Here is a 21,772-nt window from a genome sequence, read left to right as displayed (position 1 = left end):
GAGTTGTTTAGCGTACTCATTCCCCTTCGCAAACAACTCGTTTAAGCCCATTTAAGGCTTAAACCTCTTATAATTTAGTTATATTTAAGAACCTTGCCATAGCTTTCCCTGCAAACCTCACCATTTTTAAGTGCTATGTTGCCATTAATAATAACATATTTAATCCCCTTGGGTGCTTTCGTAGGATTATTATAATCTTCATAGGCTTTTATTTCATTGTAATTAAATATTGTAATATCCGCCTTCTTATATATGGAAAGCTCTCCAGTTTCCTTAAGCCCCAAGGTTTTAGCTGGAAGCAGCGTACACTTGTATATTGCTTCTTCTAAACTTAAGGCCTTTCTATCTCTAACAAATTTCCCTATATATAATGGGAAGTTCCCATAAAGACGAGGATGAGGCACACCAGCAGGTATACTGTCTGATCCTACCATTTGAAGAGGATGATTTATTAGTTTAACTGTATCTTCATAGGAAAACACATTGATGGTAACTATTCCTACACCTGTTTGTTCTTCTACTAAAAGCTTAGCTAAGAAATCTACTGGATGTATTGATAATTCTTTTGCTAGATCACCAACAGTTCTGCCAATATATCTGTAATTTTCTTTTTTATTTACTGAGGTAATAAGCACTCCATCAAAGCCTGTAATATAACTGTAATTATCCCAGCCAGTATAATGGGTTTTACTACTGAAAAGTTCTTTTTTAAGCTTGTCCAATACATTTTTATCTTTAAGCCTAAGAAGCATGACTTCAGTTCCTCCCTTCGTTACCCAAGGAGGCAAAAGCTGTGTCATAAGTGTACTTCCCGAAAGATAAAGATGTTCATCATAGGTAATAGCTACACCTCTGTAAAAAGCCTTATTTACAATTGCAATTAATGTGTCAGCACTGCAGCCTAAAGCCTTTGATGCATAAGACCTTAAATGTGAAATATGAAGTCTTACTGAAGAAGTCTCTGCAATTTCAATAATTTCATCAAGTGCATTTATTATTGAGTCATCATGATTTCTTAAGTGAACCATAATAATCCCATCATATTGTTTCACTATCTTGCACATTGCTATTAACTCTTCTTTATTGCTGAAAATAGCTGGCATATACTGTAGGCCAATAGACATTCCATAGGCTCCATCTTCCATAGCTTCCTTAAGTATTGAACACATCTTATTAAGTTCAGCTTCATTAGGCGTTCTATTATCAAAGCCTAAAACTTTAGTCCTAATAGCACCATGGGAAATAAGTACAGCATAATTGTTTTTAAGTCCTTCATTACTTATTTTATCCATATAGTCCTGCATATTATTAAAATTCCACTTAATATCAGGATCTCCCACAACACCTCTTACGTAGTCCTTCCAAACTTTGTTTTCATTTTCAGCAATAGGAACAACTCCAAGTCCGCATTGTCCTACAAGCTCAGTTGTAACTCCCTGATATAGCTTTAAAACTTTTAGACTATCTCCCATAAATGGTACAAGGTCATTATGACTATGAACATCTATAAAACCTGGAGTTACAATTAAACCACTTGCATCAATGGTTTCTCTAGCTTCAAGCTTCATATTTTCTGAAATAGCTGCTATTTTACCTTCTGAAATAGCTATATCAGCCTTATAAGAAGGCTTTCCCGTTCCATCAACAATTGTTCCATTACTAATTATAAGGTCTATCAAGGTCATCATCCTTTCATAGGTTATAAGTATAGCTCAATGCTATCATAAACCTTTTCAGCAGCAAATAAAACCCTATTTAACCCCTTTATAAATTGATGCATTTAATTAGGCATTTAAGAATTCATGTATAGCCTTTGCTGCCTTTTTACCTGCTCCCATTGCAAGTATAACTGTAGCAGCTCCTGTCACTGCATCTCCACCAGCATACACTTTTCCCTTAGTTGTCAGGCCAGTTTCTTCATCAGCAATGATACACTTTCTCTTATCCACTTCTAAGCCTTTAGTTGTTGAAGATATTAATGGATTTGGAGAAGTACCTAATGACATTATTACTGTATCAACATCCATGATATATTCTGAGTCTTTAATTTCAACAGGTTTTCTTCTTCCTGAGGCATCCGGCTCTCCAAGCTCCATCTTTATGCACTTCATACCTTTAACCCATCCCTTTTCGTCTGCAAGGATTTCTGTCGGATTAGTTAAAAGGTCAAATATTACTCCCTCTTCTTTAGCATGATGCACTTCTTCAACTCTAGCTGGAAGCTCAGACTCAGAACGTCTATAAACTATATGCACTTCTGAGCCAAGTCTAAGTGCAGTTCTAGCCGCGTCCATAGCCACGTTTCCACCTCCAACTACAGCTACTTTTTGCCCAACTTTTATAGGAGTATCATATTCTTCCTTGAAAGCCTTCATTAGATTATTCCTTGTTAAGAACTCATTAGCTGAAAAGACTCCATTAAAGTTTTCTCCAGGTATCCCCATAAACTTTGGAAGCCCAGCACCTGATCCAATGAATACAGCATCAAATTTTTCATCATTTAAGAGCTCATCAATAGTTACTGTTCTTCCTATTATAACATTGGTTTCTATTTTTACTCCAAGCTTCTTAACATTTTCAATTTCATGCTTAACTACAGTGTCTTTTGGCAGCCTAAATTCCGGAATCCCATAGACCAAAACTCCACCCGGTTCATGCAGTGCCTCAAAAATAGTTACCTCGTAACCTAGCTTAGCAAGATCTCCTGCACAAGTAAGCCCTGCAGGGCCGCTTCCTATAACTGCTACTTTCTTACCTTTACTTTCTTCTCTTTCAGTTAGGTCTATATTATTTTCTCTAGACCAATCTGCTACAAACCTTTCAAGCTTTCCTATAGCTACACTCTCACCTTTTATTCCTAGTATGCATTTTCCTTCACATTGGGTTTCTTGTGGACATACTCTACCACATACAGCTGGAAGTGCACTTTGCCTTGCTATAACCTTCGCTGCTTCCTCAAACTCACCATTTTTAACATGCTGTATAAATTCTGGTATTCCTATAGTTACCGGGCAATCAGTAACACACATTGGCTTCTTACAATTTAAACATCTGCTTGCCTCTTGCATAGCTTCTTCAGCTGTATATCCTAAGCAAACCTCTTTAAAGTTTCTTGATCTTTCTTTCGCATCTTGTTCAGCTATCGGTGTCTTCTTCATTTTATCCATCTGTTTAATCCTCCCCGTTATTTCTCACATCCACAACAGCCGCCGCCATTATTACGATGCTCTTCTCTAAATTGCGCTTGTGCTTCTTCAGTCTTATACATAGTTTGTCTTCTCATTGCCTCATCAAAGTCAACTAAATGGCCATCAAACTCTGGCCCATCAACACAGGCAAACTTAGTTTTACCTTCTACTGTTACTCTGCAGGCACCGCACATCCCAGTTCCATCTACCATTATTGGATTTAAGCTAACTATAGTATGTATTCCAAGTTCCTTTGTAAGCCTTGCTACAAACTTCATCATTATCATTGGCCCTATAGCAACTACTAGATCATAATGCTTGCCTTTATTTTCAACTAAATCCCTTAATAGATCAGTAACCATTCCCTTAAAGCCATATGATCCATCATCTGTGCCTACATATAAGTTTCCAGCTACTGATTTCATTTCATCTTCTAATATAAGCATTTCTTTATTTTTGCTTCCAACAATAACATCAGCATCTATGCCCCTCTCATGAAGCCATTTAACTTGTGGATATACTGGAGCCGTGCCGACTCCACCTGCAATAAACATTATACTTTTATTTCTTAAATCATTTAAATCTTCATGTACCATTTCAGATGGTTGCCCTAGTGGTCCCACAACATCTGAAAAACTATCTCCAACTTCAAAGTTCGCCATTTCCTTTGTAGACGTTCCCATAGATTGGAACACAATAGTAACAGTACCCTGAGAGGCATCATAATCGCAGATTGTAAGAGGTATTCTCTCACCTTTCTCATGCATTTTAATTATCAAGAATTGTCCTGGCTTCGCAGACTTGGAGATCCTTTCAGCTTGTACATCCATTAAATAAATATTAGGTGCCAATATTCTTTTGTCAATAATTTTATACATTTCTACATTAACCCCCTTAAATATCAAAAATAACGAAATATTCTTAATTATATAATAATGCTAAAATGGTTTTTTATCAAATTAAAAATATATATTTCAATAATTCAAATTCATAATACTAAAGCTTTTTATTATATTTAAATTGTAAATACAAAATATTATGAGTATTGACAAAAATCATATTTATGAGAAAATATAAATAGATATAACAATATAAAACGTTATACAATGTAATGTTTTATTGTGTTTTGTGTTGTTTTGTAAATATAAGCTATTCGGGGGATTATATGAATAAGTCACTAAAAATCATTACAACATCACTTATTGCTGCTTCAATATTCTTATTTTCAGGATGCACAAAAAATGCAGATACCACTAAAACACCAGCTGCAGATACAAAGGAAGCAGCCAAGGTAAATTTAACAATTTCTGCAGCAGCCAGCTTAAAGGACTCACTAGATGAAGTTAAAACTCTATATACTGCTGCAAATCCTAATGTTACATTAACAATTAACTATGGATCATCTGGAACACTACAGCAGCAAATTGAACAAGGTGCAGTTGTAGATATATTTTTATCAGCTGCAACTAAACAGATGGAAGCTCTAGACAGCAAGGATTTATTGTTAAAAGATACTAAGAAAAACTTACTATTAAATGATGTGGTATTAGTTGCTCCAAAGGACAGCACTGATATTACTTCCTTTAAGGACTTAACAACAGATAAAGTAAAGAAAATAGCACTTGGTGAACCAAAAAGTGTACCTGCTGGCCAATATGCTGAGGAAGTATTTACAAAGCTAGGAATTCTTGATAAAGTTAAAGCAAAGACTGTATACGGTAAGGATGTAAAAGAAGTTCTATCCTGGGTTGAAACAGGAAATGCTGATGCAGGGTTAGTATATGCAACTGATGCCAAGGCTTCAACAAAGGTTAAGGTAGTTGAAAAAGCAGCCTCAGATTTACATTCTCAAATTGTATATCCGGAAGCAGTAATTAAAGATAGTAAAAATATTGATGCAGCTAAAGCTTTCCTTAAATATTTAAGTGATGATAAAGCTAAAGCTGTATTTGAAAAATACGGTTTTAAATTAGCAGGCATATAAGAATACTGGAGGCTCAATGATTGGTAATCCTTGAGTGCTTAAAAGGAATACTGGGGGCAGAATAATTAATAATTGTTCTGTGCTTTTAAGGAATACTGGGGGGATAAACCTTGAATTTTGATCTTTCACCTTTATGGATATCATGTAAAACTGCTGTAGCTTCAACATTAATAACCTTTTTCTTAGGTATTGGCACAGCATGGTTCATGTCGAGGAGGAAAGGCGGATTCAAGGTTTTTCTTGATGCCCTTTTTACACTTCCTATGGTTCTTCCTCCCACGGTCCTAGGCTTTTTTTTACTATTGATTTTTGGAAAAAATGGGCCAATAGGAAAAGTTTTATTTTCAATTGGAATACATCTTATTTTTTCCTGGCCTGCAACAGTTATTGCCGCAACGGTTGTTTCTTTCCCTCTAATGTATAAAACCACCTTAGGAGCCTTTCATCAGCTTGATAAGAATATATCTAATGCAGCTAGAACTCTTGGAATTTCTGAAGGTCGAATATTTTGGACCATTATAGTACCTCTAGCATGGCCTGGAATAGCAGCTGGAACTGTACTTTCCTTTGCTAGGTCATTAGGGGAATTTGGTGCTACTCTTATGATGGCTGGAAACATTCCTGGCAAAACTCAAACTATACCTGTTGCAATATTTTTTTCAGTTGAAGGTGGAGATATGAAAACTGCTATGTATTGGGTTTTGATTATTTTTCTATTATCACTGGCTGTTATATTTTCTACCAACTACTGGTCAAATCATGGAACAACTCATATGAATACAGGAGCTAAAAATTAATGGAACTTATAGTAGATATTAAAAAGAACTTATCAGATTTTAAACTCAATGTTAATTTTGAATGTAAAAATTCTAGATTAGGTATACTAGGGGAATCTGGTTCTGGCAAAAGCATGACTCTTAAATGTATTTCTGGACTTGTAACACCTGACGAAGGTAGGATAATTCTAAATGGCAGAACTTTATTTGATTCAAGTAATAACATTAATGTTCCTATAAAAGATAGAAAGATAGGCTTCCTTTTTCAGAACTATGCACTTTTTCCTCATATGACTGTAGAAAATAATATAAAATATGCACTATATAAGAAAACTAAAGAAGAACAAAATAATATTGTAGATAAGCTGTTAAGCTTAATGCACATCGAAGAATTAAGAAAAAGATATCCTCATGAAATCTCTGGTGGCCAGCAGCAAAGGGCTGCAATTGCAAGAGCGTTAGCAGTAAACCCTGAAGCACTTTTTCTAGACGAACCTTTATCAGCACTAGACAATCATTTAAAAGGGGTAATGCTTAGGGAGATGAGCAATACGCTGTCAAGATACAAAGGAGTCACATTATATGTTACTCATAATTTAGATGAGGCCTATCAGCTATGTGAGGATATAATGATTATATCTAAAGGCTCTATTGCAGCAATTGGAAATAAGAAAGAAATATTTAAAAAGCCGCCCAGTGCCGAGACAGCAAAACTATTAGGCTACAAAAATATTTCAGCTGCAAAGAAAGTATCCTCTGATTATATAGCTGCCTTGGATTGGGGCCTTAAAATAAAGGTTCCTAATCATATTAATGAAAGCATAACTCATATTGGAATTAAGGAAAACCTTATTCAATTTTATAATGGTGAGAATTATAATAATTTTTACAGCTGGCCCTTGTATACTTCTGAAACACCTTTTAGTGTGCTTGTATACTTAAGTTTTGATGAAAAGGTCTCAGAAAATAGTGACTATCATCTAGTGTGGGAAGTACCAATAGATAAGTGGGAAAATATTAGAAGCATGTCTAAACCATGGAAGATACACTTAGATGAAAGTAAAATAATATTTATAAATGAAAAAAATTAAAAAGTACCAATATTTAAAACATGTTTAAAAAGCATATAAATATTAGTACTTTTACATTTATGGAATTTTAGATTTCATTTATGTCTCTCCAACTATTTTCCCCATATCTTTAATGTCATAGCCTCCAATACCTTCTATTTCAGCTTTAAACTCTGCAGAATTTAAAATTTCATATATAGCTTGAAGATGAGGCTTTATAAAATCTTCTTTTTTAATTACCATTTCATATCTCTCACTTTGAAGAGGTATAAAATCTATATCCTTTACCTGAAGACTACTTTTTTCGCAGCCTATTCCAAGGTCTGCAGCACCTCTAGATACAGCACTTGCGATGGCAAGGTGGGAGGAAGCTTCCTTTGTATATCCATTTACCTCAGAAGTACTAATGCCTAGCTTTCTTAATTTCTCATCTAAAAGTATTCTCACTCCGCTGCCCTTTTCTCTATTTATAATTGTAATATCAGACCGTGAAATATCTTCCCAGCCAATAATGCTCTTTCTATTTCCTTTTGCTACATAAAACCCCTGCATTCTTTCAGCTAAATGAATTATTACAGCGGGTGTACCAGGAAGCATTCTTTTAACATAGGGTATGTTATAAATACCCGTTTCCCCATCCCACAAATGAGTAGTAGCTGCTGAAACCTTACCATTATAAAGTGCATATAGGCCGTTGTAGCTCCCTTCATAGGATCTTAATGCTTGGCATCCATTAGGATGTCCTTCTAAGTATCTTGCAAGAATATCGAGCATTATATCCTGTCCGCTTATTACAAGGCTTGTATTTTCATTAGAGGTATAGTTATTTATTTTTTCCGGAAAATAAGCTGACTTGCCGACTATTGTATTATTCCTAGAAGAATTTTTGGTGCTGTTTTTATATTCTTCTACATCCTTTAAATCAACTCTTACTTTTTTTCCTACTTTGTAACCCTTAAGTTCCCCTCTTTTTATTAGTTCATAAACTGTATTCTTTGATATTTTTAATATTTCAGCAACTTCTACAGGTGTTAATGCAGAATTCTCTAACATAGCAAGCAGCCTCCAATTAATTAATATTTTCTAAAAGCCTCATAAAGTCTTCATTGCTTTTCTTTTCTAAGAACAGATTTAAAAGTGTTCTAGTTGGCATTTTATTATAACCCTTACAGCCCTTTTCCAAAATCTCAGTTAAAATATTCATAAAGGTCTCATTACTTTTATCTACATCCTTCAGCATTTTGTCGGCTAAATCCCTTGTTAATTCTTCTTTAATGGCTTCTCTAAGCTTTTCAGTATATTCTTCCATAATTTTTCTGGTTTCTTCTGGATAGGAAGTAAAATCACCAATAAGGATATCTTCTATTTTAAACATATAATTACCTCATAATAGTTAATAAAAATAAAGATTATGAAACTATTGTATCATAACCTTTAATTCACTTTCATCATTATTTATTGTTTTTATTTTTTATAGCTAGCAATAACTTATCGCAGGTTGCAGGCATGTCATATATCCTAACACCTACAGCATCGTATATAGCATTTAAAACTGCAGGTGCAGTAGGTATCATAGCAGGTTCTCCTAATCCTTTAGCTCCATAAGGTCCACTTTCTTCTATTTCCTCTACGAAATAAGATTTAACTTTAGGAATATCCTTGCTGGTAGGTATAATGTAATCTGAGAAATTCTTGTTTTTAATTTCTCCTTTATTTACATTAACCTCTTCCATAATTGCATATCCAATACCCATAGCTAGGCCCCCGATAGCTTGACCTTCAGCTAATACCGGATTTACAACCTTACCTACATCATTAACAACAACAGCTTCTATTACATCTACCTTTCCAGTTTCGTCATCTACCTCCACAACTACCTTTTGAGTTCCGAAGCTATAAGGCCAATAAGGATTACCTTGTCCCGTTTCTAGGTTTACCTGTGAAGTAGTTGCTTTAAAGTACCCCTCAGCTCTTGTATCTATCCCCTTCTTTGTCATTTCTTTGTAAATTAAACCTAAGTTTGTATTTTCTATCTTTATGGAACTGTCTTTAATAGCTAGCTCCATATTTTCCCTTAACTTTCTTGAAGCGTTTAAAACTGCATTACCAGTATTATATGTTTGTCTGCTTGCAGCTGCTGTTCCTGAATCATGCATTAAGTTAGTGTCATTATACTTAATTGTAACTAAGTCCTCACTTATCTTTAAGGTTTCGACTGCAATCTGCCACATGACGCTTATACCGCCTGAACCTACATCTGATACTTCTACATATATTATTATTTTCCCATCACTATTAAGAACGGCTGTAGCTCTTGATTCATCTGGAAAGCCATTACCATAGCCAGTTCCATAAAAAGCAGAAGCATATCCAACTCCTCTTCTCTTCAATTTAACTGCCCCCTTCTTATTAATATATCTTACAAATCTATATCGTCTATTTCAGCTACTTTTTCTATACACTTCTTTAATGCTACACTGCTTTTTAAACATTGCCCTGAAGCAGTAATACTTCCTACCTCAAAGGCATTGATGTGTCTAAATTTAAGCGGGTGCATGCCAAGCTTTTCTGCTAGTATATCCATTTGGCCTTCATAGGCTATTGGGACCTGTGCTGCGCCAAAACCTCTCATAGCACCGCAAAATGGATTATTTGTATATATTGCCATAGCTTCTATATCAACATTAGGAATAACATATGGTCCTGTGGCATGCATAGCAGATTTTCTTAATATATTCATGCCCCAGGAAGCATAAGCTCCTGTGTCTCCATATATTCTGGCCTTTAAGGCACAAAGCTTTCCATCAGATCTTACCCCAGTTTTATAATACATTTTAACTGGGTGGCGCTTACTGTGAGACGTTGTAGATTCCTCTCTTGAATAAACTATTTTAACAGGCTTCTTTGTAATGTAAGCTGCCACAGCTGCATGGCACTGAGGATTAATATCCTCTCTCGCTCCAAAGGCTCCTCCTATAGAAGTATTAATTACTCTAACCTTATCCTCTGTAAGCTTAAGGCATCTAGAAACTTCCTCTCTGTCATAATGAGGATACTGAGTTGCTACGTAAATTTCCATAACCCCAGCTTCATCATATTTTGCAACACAGGCCTCTGGCTGAAGGAAGGCATGTTCCACCATTTGTGTGCTGTACCAATTTTCAGCAATGTATGCTGCTTCTTTAAAGCCTTCTTCAACATCCCCAGTTTTAACCTTTATGTCATAGAGTATATTACTACCGTCACCAAGAATTGGCGCATCTTCTTTTAATGCATCCTCTATTGTAAATATGCCTTTATATTCTTCATATTCAACCTTCACACTTTTAAGTGCAGCTGCTAAGGATTGCTTATCCTTTGCAACAACAAGGAGCAATGCATCTCCAACTCTTTTAACTGTATCTTTTACTAAAATTGGAATGTCTTTAAAAATAACCCCATGAGAATCTGCTCCAGGAAGCATGCTGTAATCAATAACAGCTTCTACACCTGGTAGCTTTCTTATTTCTTCAATATTTATGCTAAGCACCTTTCCATAGGCTATAGTGCTTCTTTTAACTCCAGCATAAAGCATATCTTCAAATTCTATATCATCAGGATAAACAGCTTTTCCTAATACCTTATCTAAGGCATCCGGCCTTATAAAACCTTCTCCAACAGCTCTCAAAGAAATCCCCCCTAACTATTCTTAATCTTTAATTGGGCAAGTTTAATGCCTTCTACTATCTTCTCATACCCCGTACATCTACATAGGTTTCCTGCTATACCTTCTCTAATTTCCTCATCATCAGCATCTAGGTTTTTATCCAGTAGGGCCTTTGTACTTAGCACCATTCCTGGAATACAATAGCCGCATTGAACAGCGTTAACCTCTAAAAAAGCTTGTTGAATAGGATCCATGCCATCCTCACTTACTCCTTCAATTGTAATAATTTCAGCACCATCACATGCTGCTGCTAGTATAATACAAGAATTTATTGTTTTACCGTTTAAAATTACAGTACAAGCTCCGCATTCACCTTCTCCACAGCCTTCCTTAGTACCCTTTAGCTTAATTTCATCTCTTAAAAAATCTATTAACCTTAGTAATGGATCAATTTCCCTAGTATAATCTTTTCCATTAACTTTTATAGTTACCTTCATATTATTTTCACCCCACTCGGATTATTAAAAGCATACTTATTTGCTTTCAAGTGCTGTTCTAAGTGCTTCTTTATATACCCCTTTTATTGCTTCCCTTTTGAAGGGCATTGTAGCCCTTCCTTTAATACTCTCAAAGACATCGTTTTCAAGAAGACTTAAAGGTTCCTCAGAATATAACCATTCCTTGTTTTTCCCTAAAGCTTGTCTTTCAAGCTCTGCCGCTCTAAAAGGATATCTTCCAACCGCACCAAGACATATTGAAATGTTTTTTATAGTATTTTCTTCTATTTTTAAACTCAAAGCTGCACTTACTCTTGCAATGGCTAAGGAGTTTCTTTTACCAAGTTTATAAAATCCGCTTAATTCTTTTGTTTTAGGAATTTTTATGGCTATTAATATTTCATTTCCCTTTAGTTTTTCTGTTTTATAATTTTTAAAATAGTCTTCACAGCTTATACGCCTTGTCCCATTTATAGACTCTATTTCAAGTATTCCATTAAGGCATATTACACATGGAACTACATCAGCAGCAGATCCCGCATTACTTATATTTCCGCCTATAGTTGCCACATTTCTAATTTGAGGAGATCCCATATTTTTTGCGCATTCAATAAGTGAATTAAAATTATTTTTAATAATACTGCTTTCTAAAACTTCTGTAAAAGTAACCATACTTCCAAGCGTTATACTAGCTGCATCCTCAGTTATTGCCTTAAGTTCAGTAATCTTACCTAAGTCAATAATATTTTCTGTGGTAAGCTTTTCTCGTTTTAGATCAAGTGTCAGATCTGTGCCCCCTGCTAAAAGCTTAGAATTTGCATATTCATTAAGCATAGCTTTAGCATCTTCAATAGAATTTGGCTTTAAAAAATTAAGCACCTTAATTCTTACCCCCTTTAAAAACTTTAAATAGCCTTTATTATCTTAATATAAATTATGTGCCGGTATCCTTTATTATCACTAATTATCACCTAATTAACTAGTCAATCTAATTCTATAATAATGAGGCAATTTAGTCAATATTCTAAACATTATAAAATTTATAAATTGTATATATTATGTATATACAAAAACCTTTCTCAAAATCTATTATTTTAAGAAAGGTCTAATTTTAATATTATAGAATGCTTTGATAGTCTCCATCCCATACAATTCTTCTGTATACTTCTGTATCTGTGTTTCCTTCTGTATTTATTACTAATACTCTAGAATCACTAGTTAAATTTATTGCTTCTTTTAACTCCTTATATTTATCATCAATTGTAATAACTGATAATAATCCTGCAGTAACTGCTCCAGATTCTCCTGAGATAATTCTTGCATCACCTTTTAAAGGATTTCCTAGAATACGCATTCCTCTTGCAGTTACCCAATCTGGAACTGATACAAAAACATCAGTACATTCCTTTAGAATTTCCCAGCCTAATGGATTAGGTTCTCCACAAGCAAGACCAGCCATTATGGTTGTAAGTTCACCAGTTACAGGCTCAACCTTTCCAGCTAGTGCTGACTTATAGAAACAATCAGCTTTTTCTGGTTCTACAATAATGATTTTAGGTGGATTTTTACTAAATATTGATATAAATATACTTGCAATTACTGAAGCAAAAGCTCCTACACCAGCCTGCAAGAATATATGTGTTGGTCTTACTCCTTGTAGCTGTTCAATGATTTCTTGTGCTATTGTAGAATACCCCTGCATAATCCACTTTGGAACATCTTCGTAGCCTTCCCAAGCAGTATCTTGAATTACTTCCCAGCCATTTTTTTGAGCAACTTCTGAGGTATATCTAACAGTATCATCATAATTCCAATCAGTAATGCTTACTTCTGCTCCCATTTCAGCTATATGATTTACTCTGTTTTGAGTACTTCCTTTAGGCATAAAAACAACTGATTTGTACCCAAGCTGCTTAGCCATCCAAGCAACTCCTCTGCCGTGATTTCCATCTGTAGTAGTTGTAAGTGTTAATTCCCCAAGTTCCTCTCTTATTTCATCTGATTTTAATATTGGGAAAGGAACTTCAAAAATATCTTTTCCTAATTTTTGTGCCAAATGCTTCCCTATTGCATAGGATGCGCCAAGCACCTTAAAAGAGTTTAACCCAAAGCGAAAGGATTCGTCTTTAACAAACACTTCAGCTAAGCCTAAATATCCAGCCATTTTCTTTAATCTAACTAGTGGTGTTTGCTCATATTCCTTAATACTTTCATGAAAGCTTTTAACCTCAAATAGAGTATTTCCATTTATTATTGGCTTTTCTATTTTGTTGCTTTTATTTTTATTTACTACCCACTTCATTAATGCCACCCCCGTAATTTTGTATAACTAGTCACTTTATTCTTAAAATTTGATTGACTAGTTAATCTAATTATATTTTAAGTTTTTACATCTATTTTGTCAATAAATCCTTTCACATTTATAAAAATAAAAAACACTGAATACACCCATAACACATCAGTTAATAAAAGTTTAACACTCCCTTTGCTGATAATGGTATACGTTTATTCAGTGCAATAGACTTTAAATTAATTTTCATCTAATAAAAGTTTCTCAGCTAGTTTAAAATACTCATCTAAATCAAATTTCCCTTCATCAATAAGATATTGAAGTGATGCGCCTAGCATCAAAGACAACATAATATAAGGTAACATGTCTATATTTTTTAAGAAGATTTCACCTTTTGTATTTCCCTTTACTAAAACATCACTAATAGATTTACGCCATATATTAAAGGTGTTTTGAAACTCTTCCCTTACTTCCTCATTTACGGTTCCCTGTACCCAGTAATCAAACTGTGCATAATCTAGTTCTTTTTTATTTAAAATTTCATTTTTCTTTTGATTAAAAAAACCTCTTATATTCTCAATTGCAGTTTTATTCTCAATATCAATATAATTTTTACGCTCTTCAGAAAACCTCTCCTGTAGGTTCTCTAATAGGGCCATCATTATATCATTCTTAGAGGAAAAATGATAATGCAGATTTGCTTGGCTCATTTCAGCCTCTTTTGCAATAATATGCATTCGTGTACCACTTATTTTTTCCGTGGCTACTACTTTCATAGCAGCATCTAATATTCTTTTCTCAATATCCTTTGGCATAAGTAACTCCTTTTCCATATGTCTCTATATTGTCCTATGTATTCATTTCGTTAACTAATCGGTCAGTCTCAATAACTATTTTAAAATAAGTGGTTAGAAATATCAATATACTTAACAAAAGTTAATGTATATTATTGGTATAATATACATTAACTTTATTAATACTAATTTAAAAGTTTAAGCAGAGATTCATAGGATAATCCAACCTGATAAATTACTTTCTCATCAAAGTCTGGAACCATCATATACTTAAATAACTGTCCTGTATTTGCGCTAATTCTTAAGGCACTTGCGGAATAGGGATTCCTGTCTTTAAATAAATATTTTTCTAAATCAAAGTTCTCATATTTTAATAAAACATCATAGATATCAAGCCCAACGCCAGAAGCAAGATTGGAACAGATTAAAACTCCTTTTGTGTCAGAGTAATCTATTTCATCAACTCCAAATTCTACTGCAAGCTTCTGCATTCCTGAAAGCGAGTCATCAAAATCCTTTTTATTTTTAACTCTTTTCATAAATTCTACAGTCTTATTGTACATAATTTTATCCATTACAGCAGAAGCAATATGCTGCTTTGTTTCCTCTGATAATTGTGTAATGACTTCAATATTGCTATTAATTTCCTCTAAGGAACTGTTTTGTTCCTCTGATGCAGCTGCAATTTGTTCGGTTGCCTCTGCTGTAGTATGTGCCATTTCTCTGTTTTTCTTTGAAATGCCTTGAACAGTTTTACTACTCATAACAGCATTCTGCAATAAGCTTTGCATCTCCTCCGTCTGTTTTCCAGTATCTTTAAAATCTTTCAGCATTTCCTTTAATAAGCTTCCAGTTTTATATGTAGCCTCCACTCCTTCTGAAACATAGTCTGTAACCTGTTCAAAAGATATAGTAGAGGAATTTATATCATTCTTAATCTCTTCAATAATGCCGCTGATTTCTATAGCTGCTTTATTTGATTGTTCGGATAATTTACGAACCTCATCTGCTACTACAGCAAAACCTTTTCCATGTTCACCTGCTCTTGCTGCTTCAATAGCTGCATTTAAAGATAAAAGGTTTGTTTGACTTGCGATACTTGTAATGAAGGAAATAATATTTTCTATCCTTTGAGATTTTTCTGATAATGTATTAATTTTATTTGAGGCTTGTTTAGAGGTTTTTTCAATTTCCTGCATAGTTTTAACTAATCTTTCTATTGAAGTCCCAGCTTCAACTGAAGATTTTGTAGAATTGCCGAAAGCTTTGCTGGCATTACTTGCAAATTCTGATACAGATAAAATCATTTCCGCTATATTATTAGAATTGTCCAAGGTTTCATCTGCAATAATCAATTGTTCTTTATTTTCATGAGCTATACTTAAAGTGTTTTCTGCTATTTGCTCAGCTGCATTGCCACCTTCAGTTGATGCAGCTTTAATACCTATCATAGCGTTATTTAGATCAATACTATTATGAAGTATCATTTTAAAGTGCTCTCTAAGTTCCTTATCCTCCATGAAAGAAGTGTCTTGAGTTGTATTGCTTGCATTTAAAGTTTTAGTTTTACTAAGGATTTTATCATTTGCATACATTAAAATTAAAGAAAAAATAAAATTTAATATACCAAACACTAGCAGAGCATTTGTATCTTTTAAATTAAGCAGTGAAGTGATAGCAAAAGATACTCCAAAGGATACAATAAGAATTAGCATTCTTACCAAGTAGACTCCCCCTTTTAATTTTCCTAGATACAACTATAGAGGGACATGCGAGATGCATTCCCTCCACAGTTTAAATTATATATAGAACTTACCTATTCAAGCGATAGTAATAAATCTTAAGGTAAACAACATCGCTAAAACATATATAATAGGATGCAGTTCTTACATCTGTCTTTGAATAATTCTTTATATATTTCTAACAGCCAACAATATAAAGTTCAAAATAAACAGAGCAGTAAAGAAATAAATGACAGGATGGACATCCTTTGTTTCTTTTTTAAGGACAGCTATTAAAACATAGCTTATAAATCCAAAGGCAATACCAGTTGTTATACTATAAGTAAATGGCATTAGTGCCATTGTTAAGAATGCAACTGCTGCTACACTGAAGTCCTTCCAATCAATTTCTCCAACTGAAGACATCATTAGAATACCAACAACTATTAATGCAGGAGATGTTGCTACTGTTGGAATAATACCAACTATAGGAGCCAAAATGAGGCATACAACAAACATAATTGCTGTTACAACTGAGGTTAAGCCTGTTCTACCACCAGCAGCAATACCTGCTGAGCTTTCAACATAAGTAGTAGTATTAGAAGTTCCGAAAAGTGAACCTACAATTGTTGCACTAAGATCGGCAAACAGAGCTTTATCCAAACGTGATTTAATTCCTTTGCCTTCAAGCATAAGCTTTTCATCTTCTGCATCAAATATACCTGAACGACGGCCTGTACCAATAAATGTTCCAAGAGCATCAAAAATATCAGTAAGTATAAAAGCAACCATAGCAGTTATTGCTAGAAGAGTTTTAGTGCCATTAGCAAATAATCCGGTAAAATCCATTTTAAAAGCTGTGTCTTTAACTGCCCCGATAGAATTTCCAATACCACTTAGTGTAATATTTGCTGATGAGAAAAAGTCATGAGCGTTTTGTGCATGGAAACCAAATACTGTAGGGTTAACACCACTTAAAATTTCAATATAACAGATAACAGTTATAGATATAATACCCATTAAAATTGCGGTTCTAACTCTTAAAATCATAAGTACAACAATTATAATAACTCCTAATAGTGCTAATTGTACTGACGGATTGGAGAAGTTAACAAGTGCTGGAACAGCAGATGAATTTGCAATTACAGTTGCATCTGCAGGAGTTTTGCCTAGGAAAAGGTAAGTGCCAGGATCAGATGTAAATTTTAAAAGACCACTATCCTTAATACCAATATAAGCTATGAAAAGCCCAATACCACCACCTATAGCTTTTTGCAGCACTGGTGGCAATGCACGAATAATCATTTTACGAAGACCTGTTACAGTTATGATGATGTTTACAACACCACAAATAAATACCATTGCCAAAGCTTCCTGCCATCTGAAGCCCATAATGCCACAAACAGTAAATGTGAAGAATGCGTTTAGTCCCATACCCGGTGCAAGTGCATAAGGTACGTTGGCAAAAAGAGCCATAACAAGTGTACCCACAGCAGCTGATATAATTGTTGCAACGAAAATACCTGCTGGGTTAAAAGGGTTGTCTGCTGTTCCTGCTAGCTTCAAAATACTCGGATTTACGAATATAATGTAGGCCATAGTAAAGAATGTAGTAAGACCAGCTACGATTTCGGTTTTTACGTTAGTACCATAATGCTTTAACTTGAAAAATTTTTCCAAGAAGGAATTTTGACTTTCGTTTAAGTCTGTTTTCATAAAATAACCCCCTATAAATTATATTTTAATCCCTAAAACCCGTTAATTCTAGGAATTCTAGGCTAAATAAACTTTGGCTCCCTAATATTATCGCCTGCCACATATCTTTCCTTAATATTCCTGTCATCCCCAGTATAAATAAACTTCTGCAATCTTTCTTCTATACTTAAAGCTTTAAAGATTGGAAGATCGCTATCATCAATTACTAATGCATCAAATTCATAGCCTTCCTCAAAGCTTCCTACCTTGCCAAAGAATTTTCCACCGCCCTTTGTAGCTAAGTAGAACAATTCAGCTGTATTAAGAGGTTTATCATTTCTATCACTTTCAATATATTTCAAATTTGATACCTGAGCACTACTAACAATAACATCCATCATTGATAAGCTGTGTCCACCAGATACGTCGCTCGCAAGGCCTACTGGAATACCCTTATTGATAAACTTTCTAACTGGTGCTATGCCGCTTGTCAAATTAGAGTTTGAATTAGCACAGTGGGCAACAAAAACCTTGTTTTTAACCATTAAATCTATTTCATTATCATCAACTAAAACACAGTGAGCCATTATTGTTTGAGTATTACCAAATAAACCAGCATCATTATAGATGCTTGCATAATTTTTAGCCTCTGGATGCAGCTCTTTTACAAAACTTATTTCTCCAATGTTCTCTGATAAGTGTGATTGCACTGGAACCTTATATTTTTCTGCTAAAACCCCAAGTCCTTTAAGCAGCTTAGTGCTGCAGGTTGGAACAAATCTAGGGGTAATTATTGGCTTGACTAAGCTATATTTAGAAGAATACTCCTTCAATATTTCTTCCGTATCAAAAAGTGAAGCTTCTGTTGTCTCTACTAAATAATCTGGGGAATTTCTATCCATGTTTACCTTACCCACAAAAGCACCTAACCCACTTTCATGAAACATGTCCATTAGCAGTTTGCTTGAATTCTTGTGTATTGTTGCAAAAACACAGGCTCTAGTTGTTCCAAATTTCCAAAGTTCCTTTATTAATCTAGAATAGACCTTTTTTGCATAGGTAATATTTGAGTATTTAGCCTCTTCAGGAAAAGTATAGGATTCAAGCCAAGGCATTAATTCCTTATCTAGTCCCAAACCTAGGTTTGCAAATTGCGGTGCATGTAAATGAATATCAACAAAGCCAGGTATTATAATTGAGTTTCCGTAATCAATAATTTTGATATTATCGTACTCTTTGCCTAATTTAGAATAGACACCCTTAACATACTTGTCTTCAACAACTATGAAACCGTTTTCGAGAACCTCGTAAACCCCAAATTCCTTTGTAAAAATAATATTGCCTTTAACAGCAAACATATTTTTCATTACAAATCCCCCTTTAAATAAACCTATCTAATAAAATTCAAAAAAATAATAAAACTAACTAATCAGTTAGTTTTATTATATATTATAATACGGAATATTTCAACAAAATTTAGTATTTTCTGTATATTCATTATTTTTTCTTACGGTAGTAAGTATTTTCAAGTGGATAATTTAATCTAAAGATACCATCTTTTTTATAGTATGCATTTTGACATGCCGGAGCACCCATTGTAACTACAATTTCTCCAATCCCCTTAGCACCATAAGCAGCTATATCAGAAGTATTTTTTTCTATTAACCTTACATCAACCTCTGGCATTTGAGGTGCTTTAAATATACCTAAGGTTCCAAGTTTTACCTGAGGCACACCATTTTTTAGAGGAAAGTCTTCAGTTAAGGCATATCCAAGAGCCATTGCAACTCCGCCTTCTACTTGGCCTTCTGCAGAAAGAGGATTGATAGCTTTTCCTATATCATGTGCTGCAATAACCTTTACAACTTTTCCTTCCTTATCCATTATAAAAAGTTGTGTTGCATATCCGTAGGCAACATGGCTTACTGGATTAGGTTTTGGAGAACCAATAGGGTCAGTTTGAGGTGCATATTCACCAATATATTCTTTTCCTTCCAAATCCTTTAATGTATAGCCGCTGTTTAAATCAGCTTTTAACTCGCTAGAGGATCTACGTGCTGCTTCTCCAGCAAATACTGTTTGACGGGAAGCAGTAGTCGTTCCAGAGTCTGGGGTATAGTTTGTGTCAGGATGTTCTATCACTATCTCCTGCGGTTTTAAGCCTGTAGTTTCACATACCATTTGTAAAAGTATAGTTTGTACCCCTTGACCTATAGCTGCAGCTGAGGATCTAGCATGAACTTTTCCATCTACTACTTTTAGGTTACAGCGCCCTACATCAATAACACCCACTCCAAGACCTGCATTTTTCATAGCTGAAGCAATTCCTACATAATAATTTGGATCTGCTTCGTATTTTTCAAAATCATCTTTTACAGCTTCTAAAGTCTCTGCCATTGCAGTCCCTTTGTCTGCTATTTGTCCATTTGGAAGAACCTGTCCAGGCCTAATGGCATTTCTATAACGAAACTCCCAACCTGAAAGTCCTGATTTTCCTGCAAGCTGATTAATAAGACATTCTACAGCAGCGCAGGATTGAGTTACACCAAATCCACGAAAAGCCCCAGCCGGAGGGTTATTTGTATAGTAAGCATTACCTTCAATATCCACGTTTTGATAGTTATAAGGACCGCCGGCATGTGTACAAGCTCTTTGTAGAACTGGTCCTCCAAGTGAGGCATAGGCCCCAGTATCTGATGTGATTCTAGCCTTAATTCCTTGAATTATACCATTTTCATCACAGCCAATTTTGCAGTAAATATCCATAGCGTGGCGTTTTGGATGATAATTTATGCTCTCTTGACGAGTAAAGGATACTTTAACAGGCCTCTTCGTAAGGTATGCACACAATGCAGCTTGATGCTGAACGCTCATATCTTCCTTTCCGCCAAAACCCCCTCCAACAACTGCGCTTTGAATTCTTACCTTATCTAAAGAAATCCCCAGATAATTACTAATTTCATGGTATTCATCATAAATACCTTGACCGCCTGTTATAACCTTAATACCATCCCCATCTGGGATACCAATAGCAGTTTCTGTTTCCATGAAGGCATGTTCTGTCGGAGGAAAATGGAATGTTTCTTCTACTACAAATTTACAATTTTTAAGAGCAGCTTCTGCATCCCCTCGCTTTACCTCTTCATGGTCAAATAAATTATTTTCTGGAATTCTAAACTTTCCAAAAAGCATAAAGCCTTCACCATGTACTTGATGCGCTCCATTCTGAGCAGCCTCCTGTGGAGTTTTTATTGGTTCTAGTTCTTCATATACTACTTTAACACTACCTACAGCTGCAGCTGCTTGTTCTCTTGTTTCTGCTACAACCATTGCAAGAGTATCTCCAATGCATTTCGTCTCTTCTCCCGTATCAATCATACCAGGCCAATCTTGTGCTAAGTGACCGATATATCTCTTACCTGGAATATCCTTTGCAGTATATACTGCAATAACTCCCGGCATATTTAGTGCTTCATCTATATCTATAGAGAGTACTTTTGCTCGTGCAAACTTACTGAATACATTTTTACCATATAGCATGCCACTAAACTCAAAGTCATCTGCATATTTTGCTGTTCCAAGGGTCTTTTTAGGGGAATCCACTCTGCAGGTTCTCTCTCCTACTTTTCCTGTTTGTTTAAGCTCTGGTATTTCTAAGTTTTCTCTTAGCATTTTTGCAGCTAGTAAAATTCCCTCTTCTATTTTAGCATAGCCAGTGCAGCGGCATATATTAGTACGTATAGCTTGTTTGACATCATCTCTAGTTGGATTAGGATTTTGATCAATTAAACATTTACCGCAAATAACCATTCCAGGAATGCAGAAGCCGCATTGTACAGCTCCAGCTGCAGCAAAAGCATAGACAAATACTTCTCTTTCTCTATCAGTAAAACCTTCAATAGTTTGTATTTTTTTACCAGATAATTTTGAAAGTCTTTGAATGCATGCACGAACTGTCTTTCCATCAACAATTACGCTGCAAGTTCCACAGGCACCTTCTTTACAACCATTCTTAACAGACGTAATTTTTAAATCATCTCTTAAAAAATCCATTAATACCTTATCAGTGTCTGATTGATAATCCTTGCCATTAATATTTACATGAAACATG

18 protein-coding genes are annotated in these 21,772 nt (G+C 34.7%); 3 read left to right on the top strand and 15 right to left on the bottom strand.

What is annotated here, in order from left to right; genetic code table 11:
• Positions 1–74: 74 nt before the first annotated feature.
• From ACJDUG_RS02350 to ACJDUG_RS02340, 3 genes are all read right to left on the bottom strand, one after another.
• Positions 75–1,688 carry an N-acyl-D-amino-acid deacylase family protein gene (locus ACJDUG_RS02350; protein ID WP_406768273.1) on the bottom strand — a complete coding sequence of 538 codons (1,614 nt, stop codon included), beginning with the start codon at positions 1,686–1,688 and terminating at the stop codon, positions 75–77.
• A 96-nt stretch (positions 1,689–1,784) separates the two neighbouring features.
• Positions 1,785–3,167, bottom strand: coding sequence for an NADPH-dependent glutamate synthase (gltA, locus tag ACJDUG_RS02345; protein WP_406768272.1), 1,383 nt, complete (start codon positions 3,165–3,167; stop codon positions 1,785–1,787).
• 17 nt (positions 3,168–3,184) lie between these two features.
• On the bottom strand, positions 3,185–4,066 hold the full coding sequence (locus ACJDUG_RS02340; RefSeq protein ID WP_406768271.1) for a sulfide/dihydroorotate dehydrogenase-like FAD/NAD-binding protein: 882 nt from the start codon (positions 4,064–4,066) through the stop codon (positions 3,185–3,187).
• Positions 4,067–4,353: 287 nt separating this feature from the next.
• Between ACJDUG_RS02340 and modA the strand changes: the two genes are divergently transcribed.
• The 3 genes from modA (at position 4,354) to ACJDUG_RS02325 (ending at position 7,039) form a co-directional block, all read left to right on the top strand.
• Complete coding sequence (gene modA / locus ACJDUG_RS02335) at positions 4,354–5,172, top strand: molybdate ABC transporter substrate-binding protein (RefSeq protein WP_406768270.1); 819 nt, start codon at positions 4,354–4,356, stop codon at positions 5,170–5,172.
• A 110-nt stretch (positions 5,173–5,282) separates the two neighbouring features.
• Positions 5,283–5,969 carry a molybdate ABC transporter permease subunit gene (modB, locus tag ACJDUG_RS02330; RefSeq protein ID WP_406768269.1) on the top strand — a complete coding sequence of 229 codons (687 nt, stop codon included), beginning with the start codon at positions 5,283–5,285 and terminating at the stop codon, positions 5,967–5,969.
• Entirely contained in the window at positions 5,969–7,039 is a 1,071-nt protein-coding gene (locus tag ACJDUG_RS02325; RefSeq protein WP_406768268.1) for a sulfate/molybdate ABC transporter ATP-binding protein, read from the top strand. Before modB ends, ACJDUG_RS02325 begins: the two co-directional genes overlap by 1 nt.
• 78 nt (positions 7,040–7,117) lie before the next feature.
• Here the strand turns inward: ACJDUG_RS02325 and ACJDUG_RS02320 are convergent, their stop codons facing one another.
• The 12 genes from ACJDUG_RS02320 to xdh form a co-directional block, all read right to left on the bottom strand.
• The gene (locus ACJDUG_RS02320; protein ID WP_406768267.1) at positions 7,118–8,071 is read right to left on the bottom strand and encodes a substrate-binding domain-containing protein; all 954 of its coding nucleotides are present in this window, start codon (positions 8,069–8,071) and stop codon (positions 7,118–7,120) included.
• Positions 8,072–8,087: 16 nt separating this feature from the next.
• On the bottom strand, positions 8,088–8,393 hold the full coding sequence (locus ACJDUG_RS02315) for a hypothetical protein (protein WP_406768266.1): 306 nt from the start codon (positions 8,391–8,393) through the stop codon (positions 8,088–8,090).
• Positions 8,394–8,469: 76 nt separating this feature from the next.
• The gene (locus ACJDUG_RS02310; protein ID WP_406768265.1) at positions 8,470–9,408 is read right to left on the bottom strand and encodes a xanthine dehydrogenase family protein molybdopterin-binding subunit; all 939 of its coding nucleotides are present in this window, start codon (positions 9,406–9,408) and stop codon (positions 8,470–8,472) included.
• Between the two features lie 29 nt (positions 9,409–9,437).
• Entirely contained in the window at positions 9,438–10,685 is a 1,248-nt protein-coding gene (locus ACJDUG_RS02305; protein ID WP_406768264.1) for a xanthine dehydrogenase family protein molybdopterin-binding subunit, read from the bottom strand.
• 11 nt (positions 10,686–10,696) lie between these two features.
• A complete protein-coding gene (locus tag ACJDUG_RS02300; protein ID WP_406768263.1) occupies positions 10,697–11,161 on the bottom strand; it encodes a (2Fe-2S)-binding protein in 465 nt (154 codons plus the stop codon).
• Between the two features lie 36 nt (positions 11,162–11,197).
• Complete coding sequence (locus ACJDUG_RS02295; RefSeq protein ID WP_406768262.1) at positions 11,198–12,040, bottom strand: FAD binding domain-containing protein; 843 nt, start codon at positions 12,038–12,040, stop codon at positions 11,198–11,200.
• Between the two features lie 238 nt (positions 12,041–12,278).
• Positions 12,279–13,463, bottom strand: coding sequence for a diaminopropionate ammonia-lyase (dpaL, locus tag ACJDUG_RS02290; RefSeq protein WP_406768261.1), 1,185 nt, complete (start codon positions 13,461–13,463; stop codon positions 12,279–12,281).
• A 227-nt stretch (positions 13,464–13,690) separates the two neighbouring features.
• Complete coding sequence (locus tag ACJDUG_RS02285; RefSeq protein ID WP_406768260.1) at positions 13,691–14,266, bottom strand: TetR/AcrR family transcriptional regulator; 576 nt, start codon at positions 14,264–14,266, stop codon at positions 13,691–13,693.
• Positions 14,267–14,430: 164 nt separating this feature from the next.
• Positions 14,431–15,960, bottom strand: coding sequence for a methyl-accepting chemotaxis protein (locus tag ACJDUG_RS02280; protein WP_406768687.1), 1,530 nt, complete (start codon positions 15,958–15,960; stop codon positions 14,431–14,433).
• 195 nt (positions 15,961–16,155) lie between these two features.
• Positions 16,156–17,682 carry an NCS2 family permease gene (locus tag ACJDUG_RS02275; protein ID WP_406768259.1) on the bottom strand — a complete coding sequence of 509 codons (1,527 nt, stop codon included), beginning with the start codon at positions 17,680–17,682 and terminating at the stop codon, positions 16,156–16,158.
• A gap of 62 nt (positions 17,683–17,744) precedes the next feature.
• Positions 17,745–19,028, bottom strand: coding sequence for a guanine deaminase (guaD, locus tag ACJDUG_RS02270; RefSeq protein ID WP_406768258.1), 1,284 nt, complete (start codon positions 19,026–19,028; stop codon positions 17,745–17,747).
• 130 nt (positions 19,029–19,158) lie between these two features.
• Entirely contained in the window at positions 19,159–21,771 is a 2,613-nt protein-coding gene (gene xdh / locus ACJDUG_RS02265; RefSeq protein WP_406768257.1) for a selenium-dependent xanthine dehydrogenase, read from the bottom strand.
• Position 21,772 lies beyond the last annotated feature (1 nt).

It is taken from the genome of Candidatus Clostridium stratigraminis, from assembly GCF_045310675.1.
Taxonomy (GTDB): domain Bacteria; phylum Bacillota; class Clostridia; order Clostridiales; family Clostridiaceae; genus Clostridium_AT; species Clostridium_AT stratigraminis.
Note: the sequence above shows the minus strand (reverse complement) of the source record. Positions and strands in the feature narration are given on the sequence as shown.

Bases quoted from the DNA above. Each gene is read 5' to 3' on its own strand.
- ACJDUG_RS02350 (WP_406768273.1), bottom strand. From the start codon at position 1,688: ATGATGACCTTGATAGACCTTATAATTAGTAATGGAACAATTGTTGAT.
- gltA (WP_406768272.1), bottom strand. From the start codon at position 3,167: ATGGATAAAATGAAGAAGACACCGATAGCTGAACAAGATGCGAAAGAA.
- ACJDUG_RS02340 (WP_406768271.1), bottom strand. From the start codon at position 4,066: ATGTATAAAATTATTGACAAAAGAATATTGGCACCTAATATTTATTTA.
- modA (WP_406768270.1), top strand. From the start codon at position 4,354: ATGAATAAGTCACTAAAAATCATTACAACATCACTTATTGCTGCTTCA.
- ACJDUG_RS02325 (WP_406768268.1), top strand. From the start codon at position 5,969: ATGGAACTTATAGTAGATATTAAAAAGAACTTATCAGATTTTAAACTC.
- ACJDUG_RS02320 (WP_406768267.1), bottom strand. From the start codon at position 8,071: ATGTTAGAGAATTCTGCATTAACACCTGTAGAAGTTGCTGAAATATTA.
- ACJDUG_RS02315 (WP_406768266.1), bottom strand. From the start codon at position 8,393: ATGTTTAAAATAGAAGATATCCTTATTGGTGATTTTACTTCCTATCCA.
- ACJDUG_RS02300 (WP_406768263.1), bottom strand. From the start codon at position 11,161: ATGAAGGTAACTATAAAAGTTAATGGAAAAGATTATACTAGGGAAATT.
- dpaL (WP_406768261.1), bottom strand. From the start codon at position 13,463: ATGAAGTGGGTAGTAAATAAAAATAAAAGCAACAAAATAGAAAAGCCA.
- ACJDUG_RS02285 (WP_406768260.1), bottom strand. From the start codon at position 14,266: ATGCCAAAGGATATTGAGAAAAGAATATTAGATGCTGCTATGAAAGTA.
- ACJDUG_RS02280 (WP_406768687.1), bottom strand. From the start codon at position 15,960: ATGCTAATTCTTATTGTATCCTTTGGAGTATCTTTTGCTATCACTTCA.
- ACJDUG_RS02275 (WP_406768259.1), bottom strand. From the start codon at position 17,682: ATGAAAACAGACTTAAACGAAAGTCAAAATTCCTTCTTGGAAAAATTT.
- guaD (WP_406768258.1), bottom strand. From the start codon at position 19,028: ATGAAAAATATGTTTGCTGTTAAAGGCAATATTATTTTTACAAAGGAA.
- xdh (WP_406768257.1), bottom strand. From the start codon at position 21,771: ATGTTTCATGTAAATATTAATGGCAAGGATTATCAATCAGACACTGAT.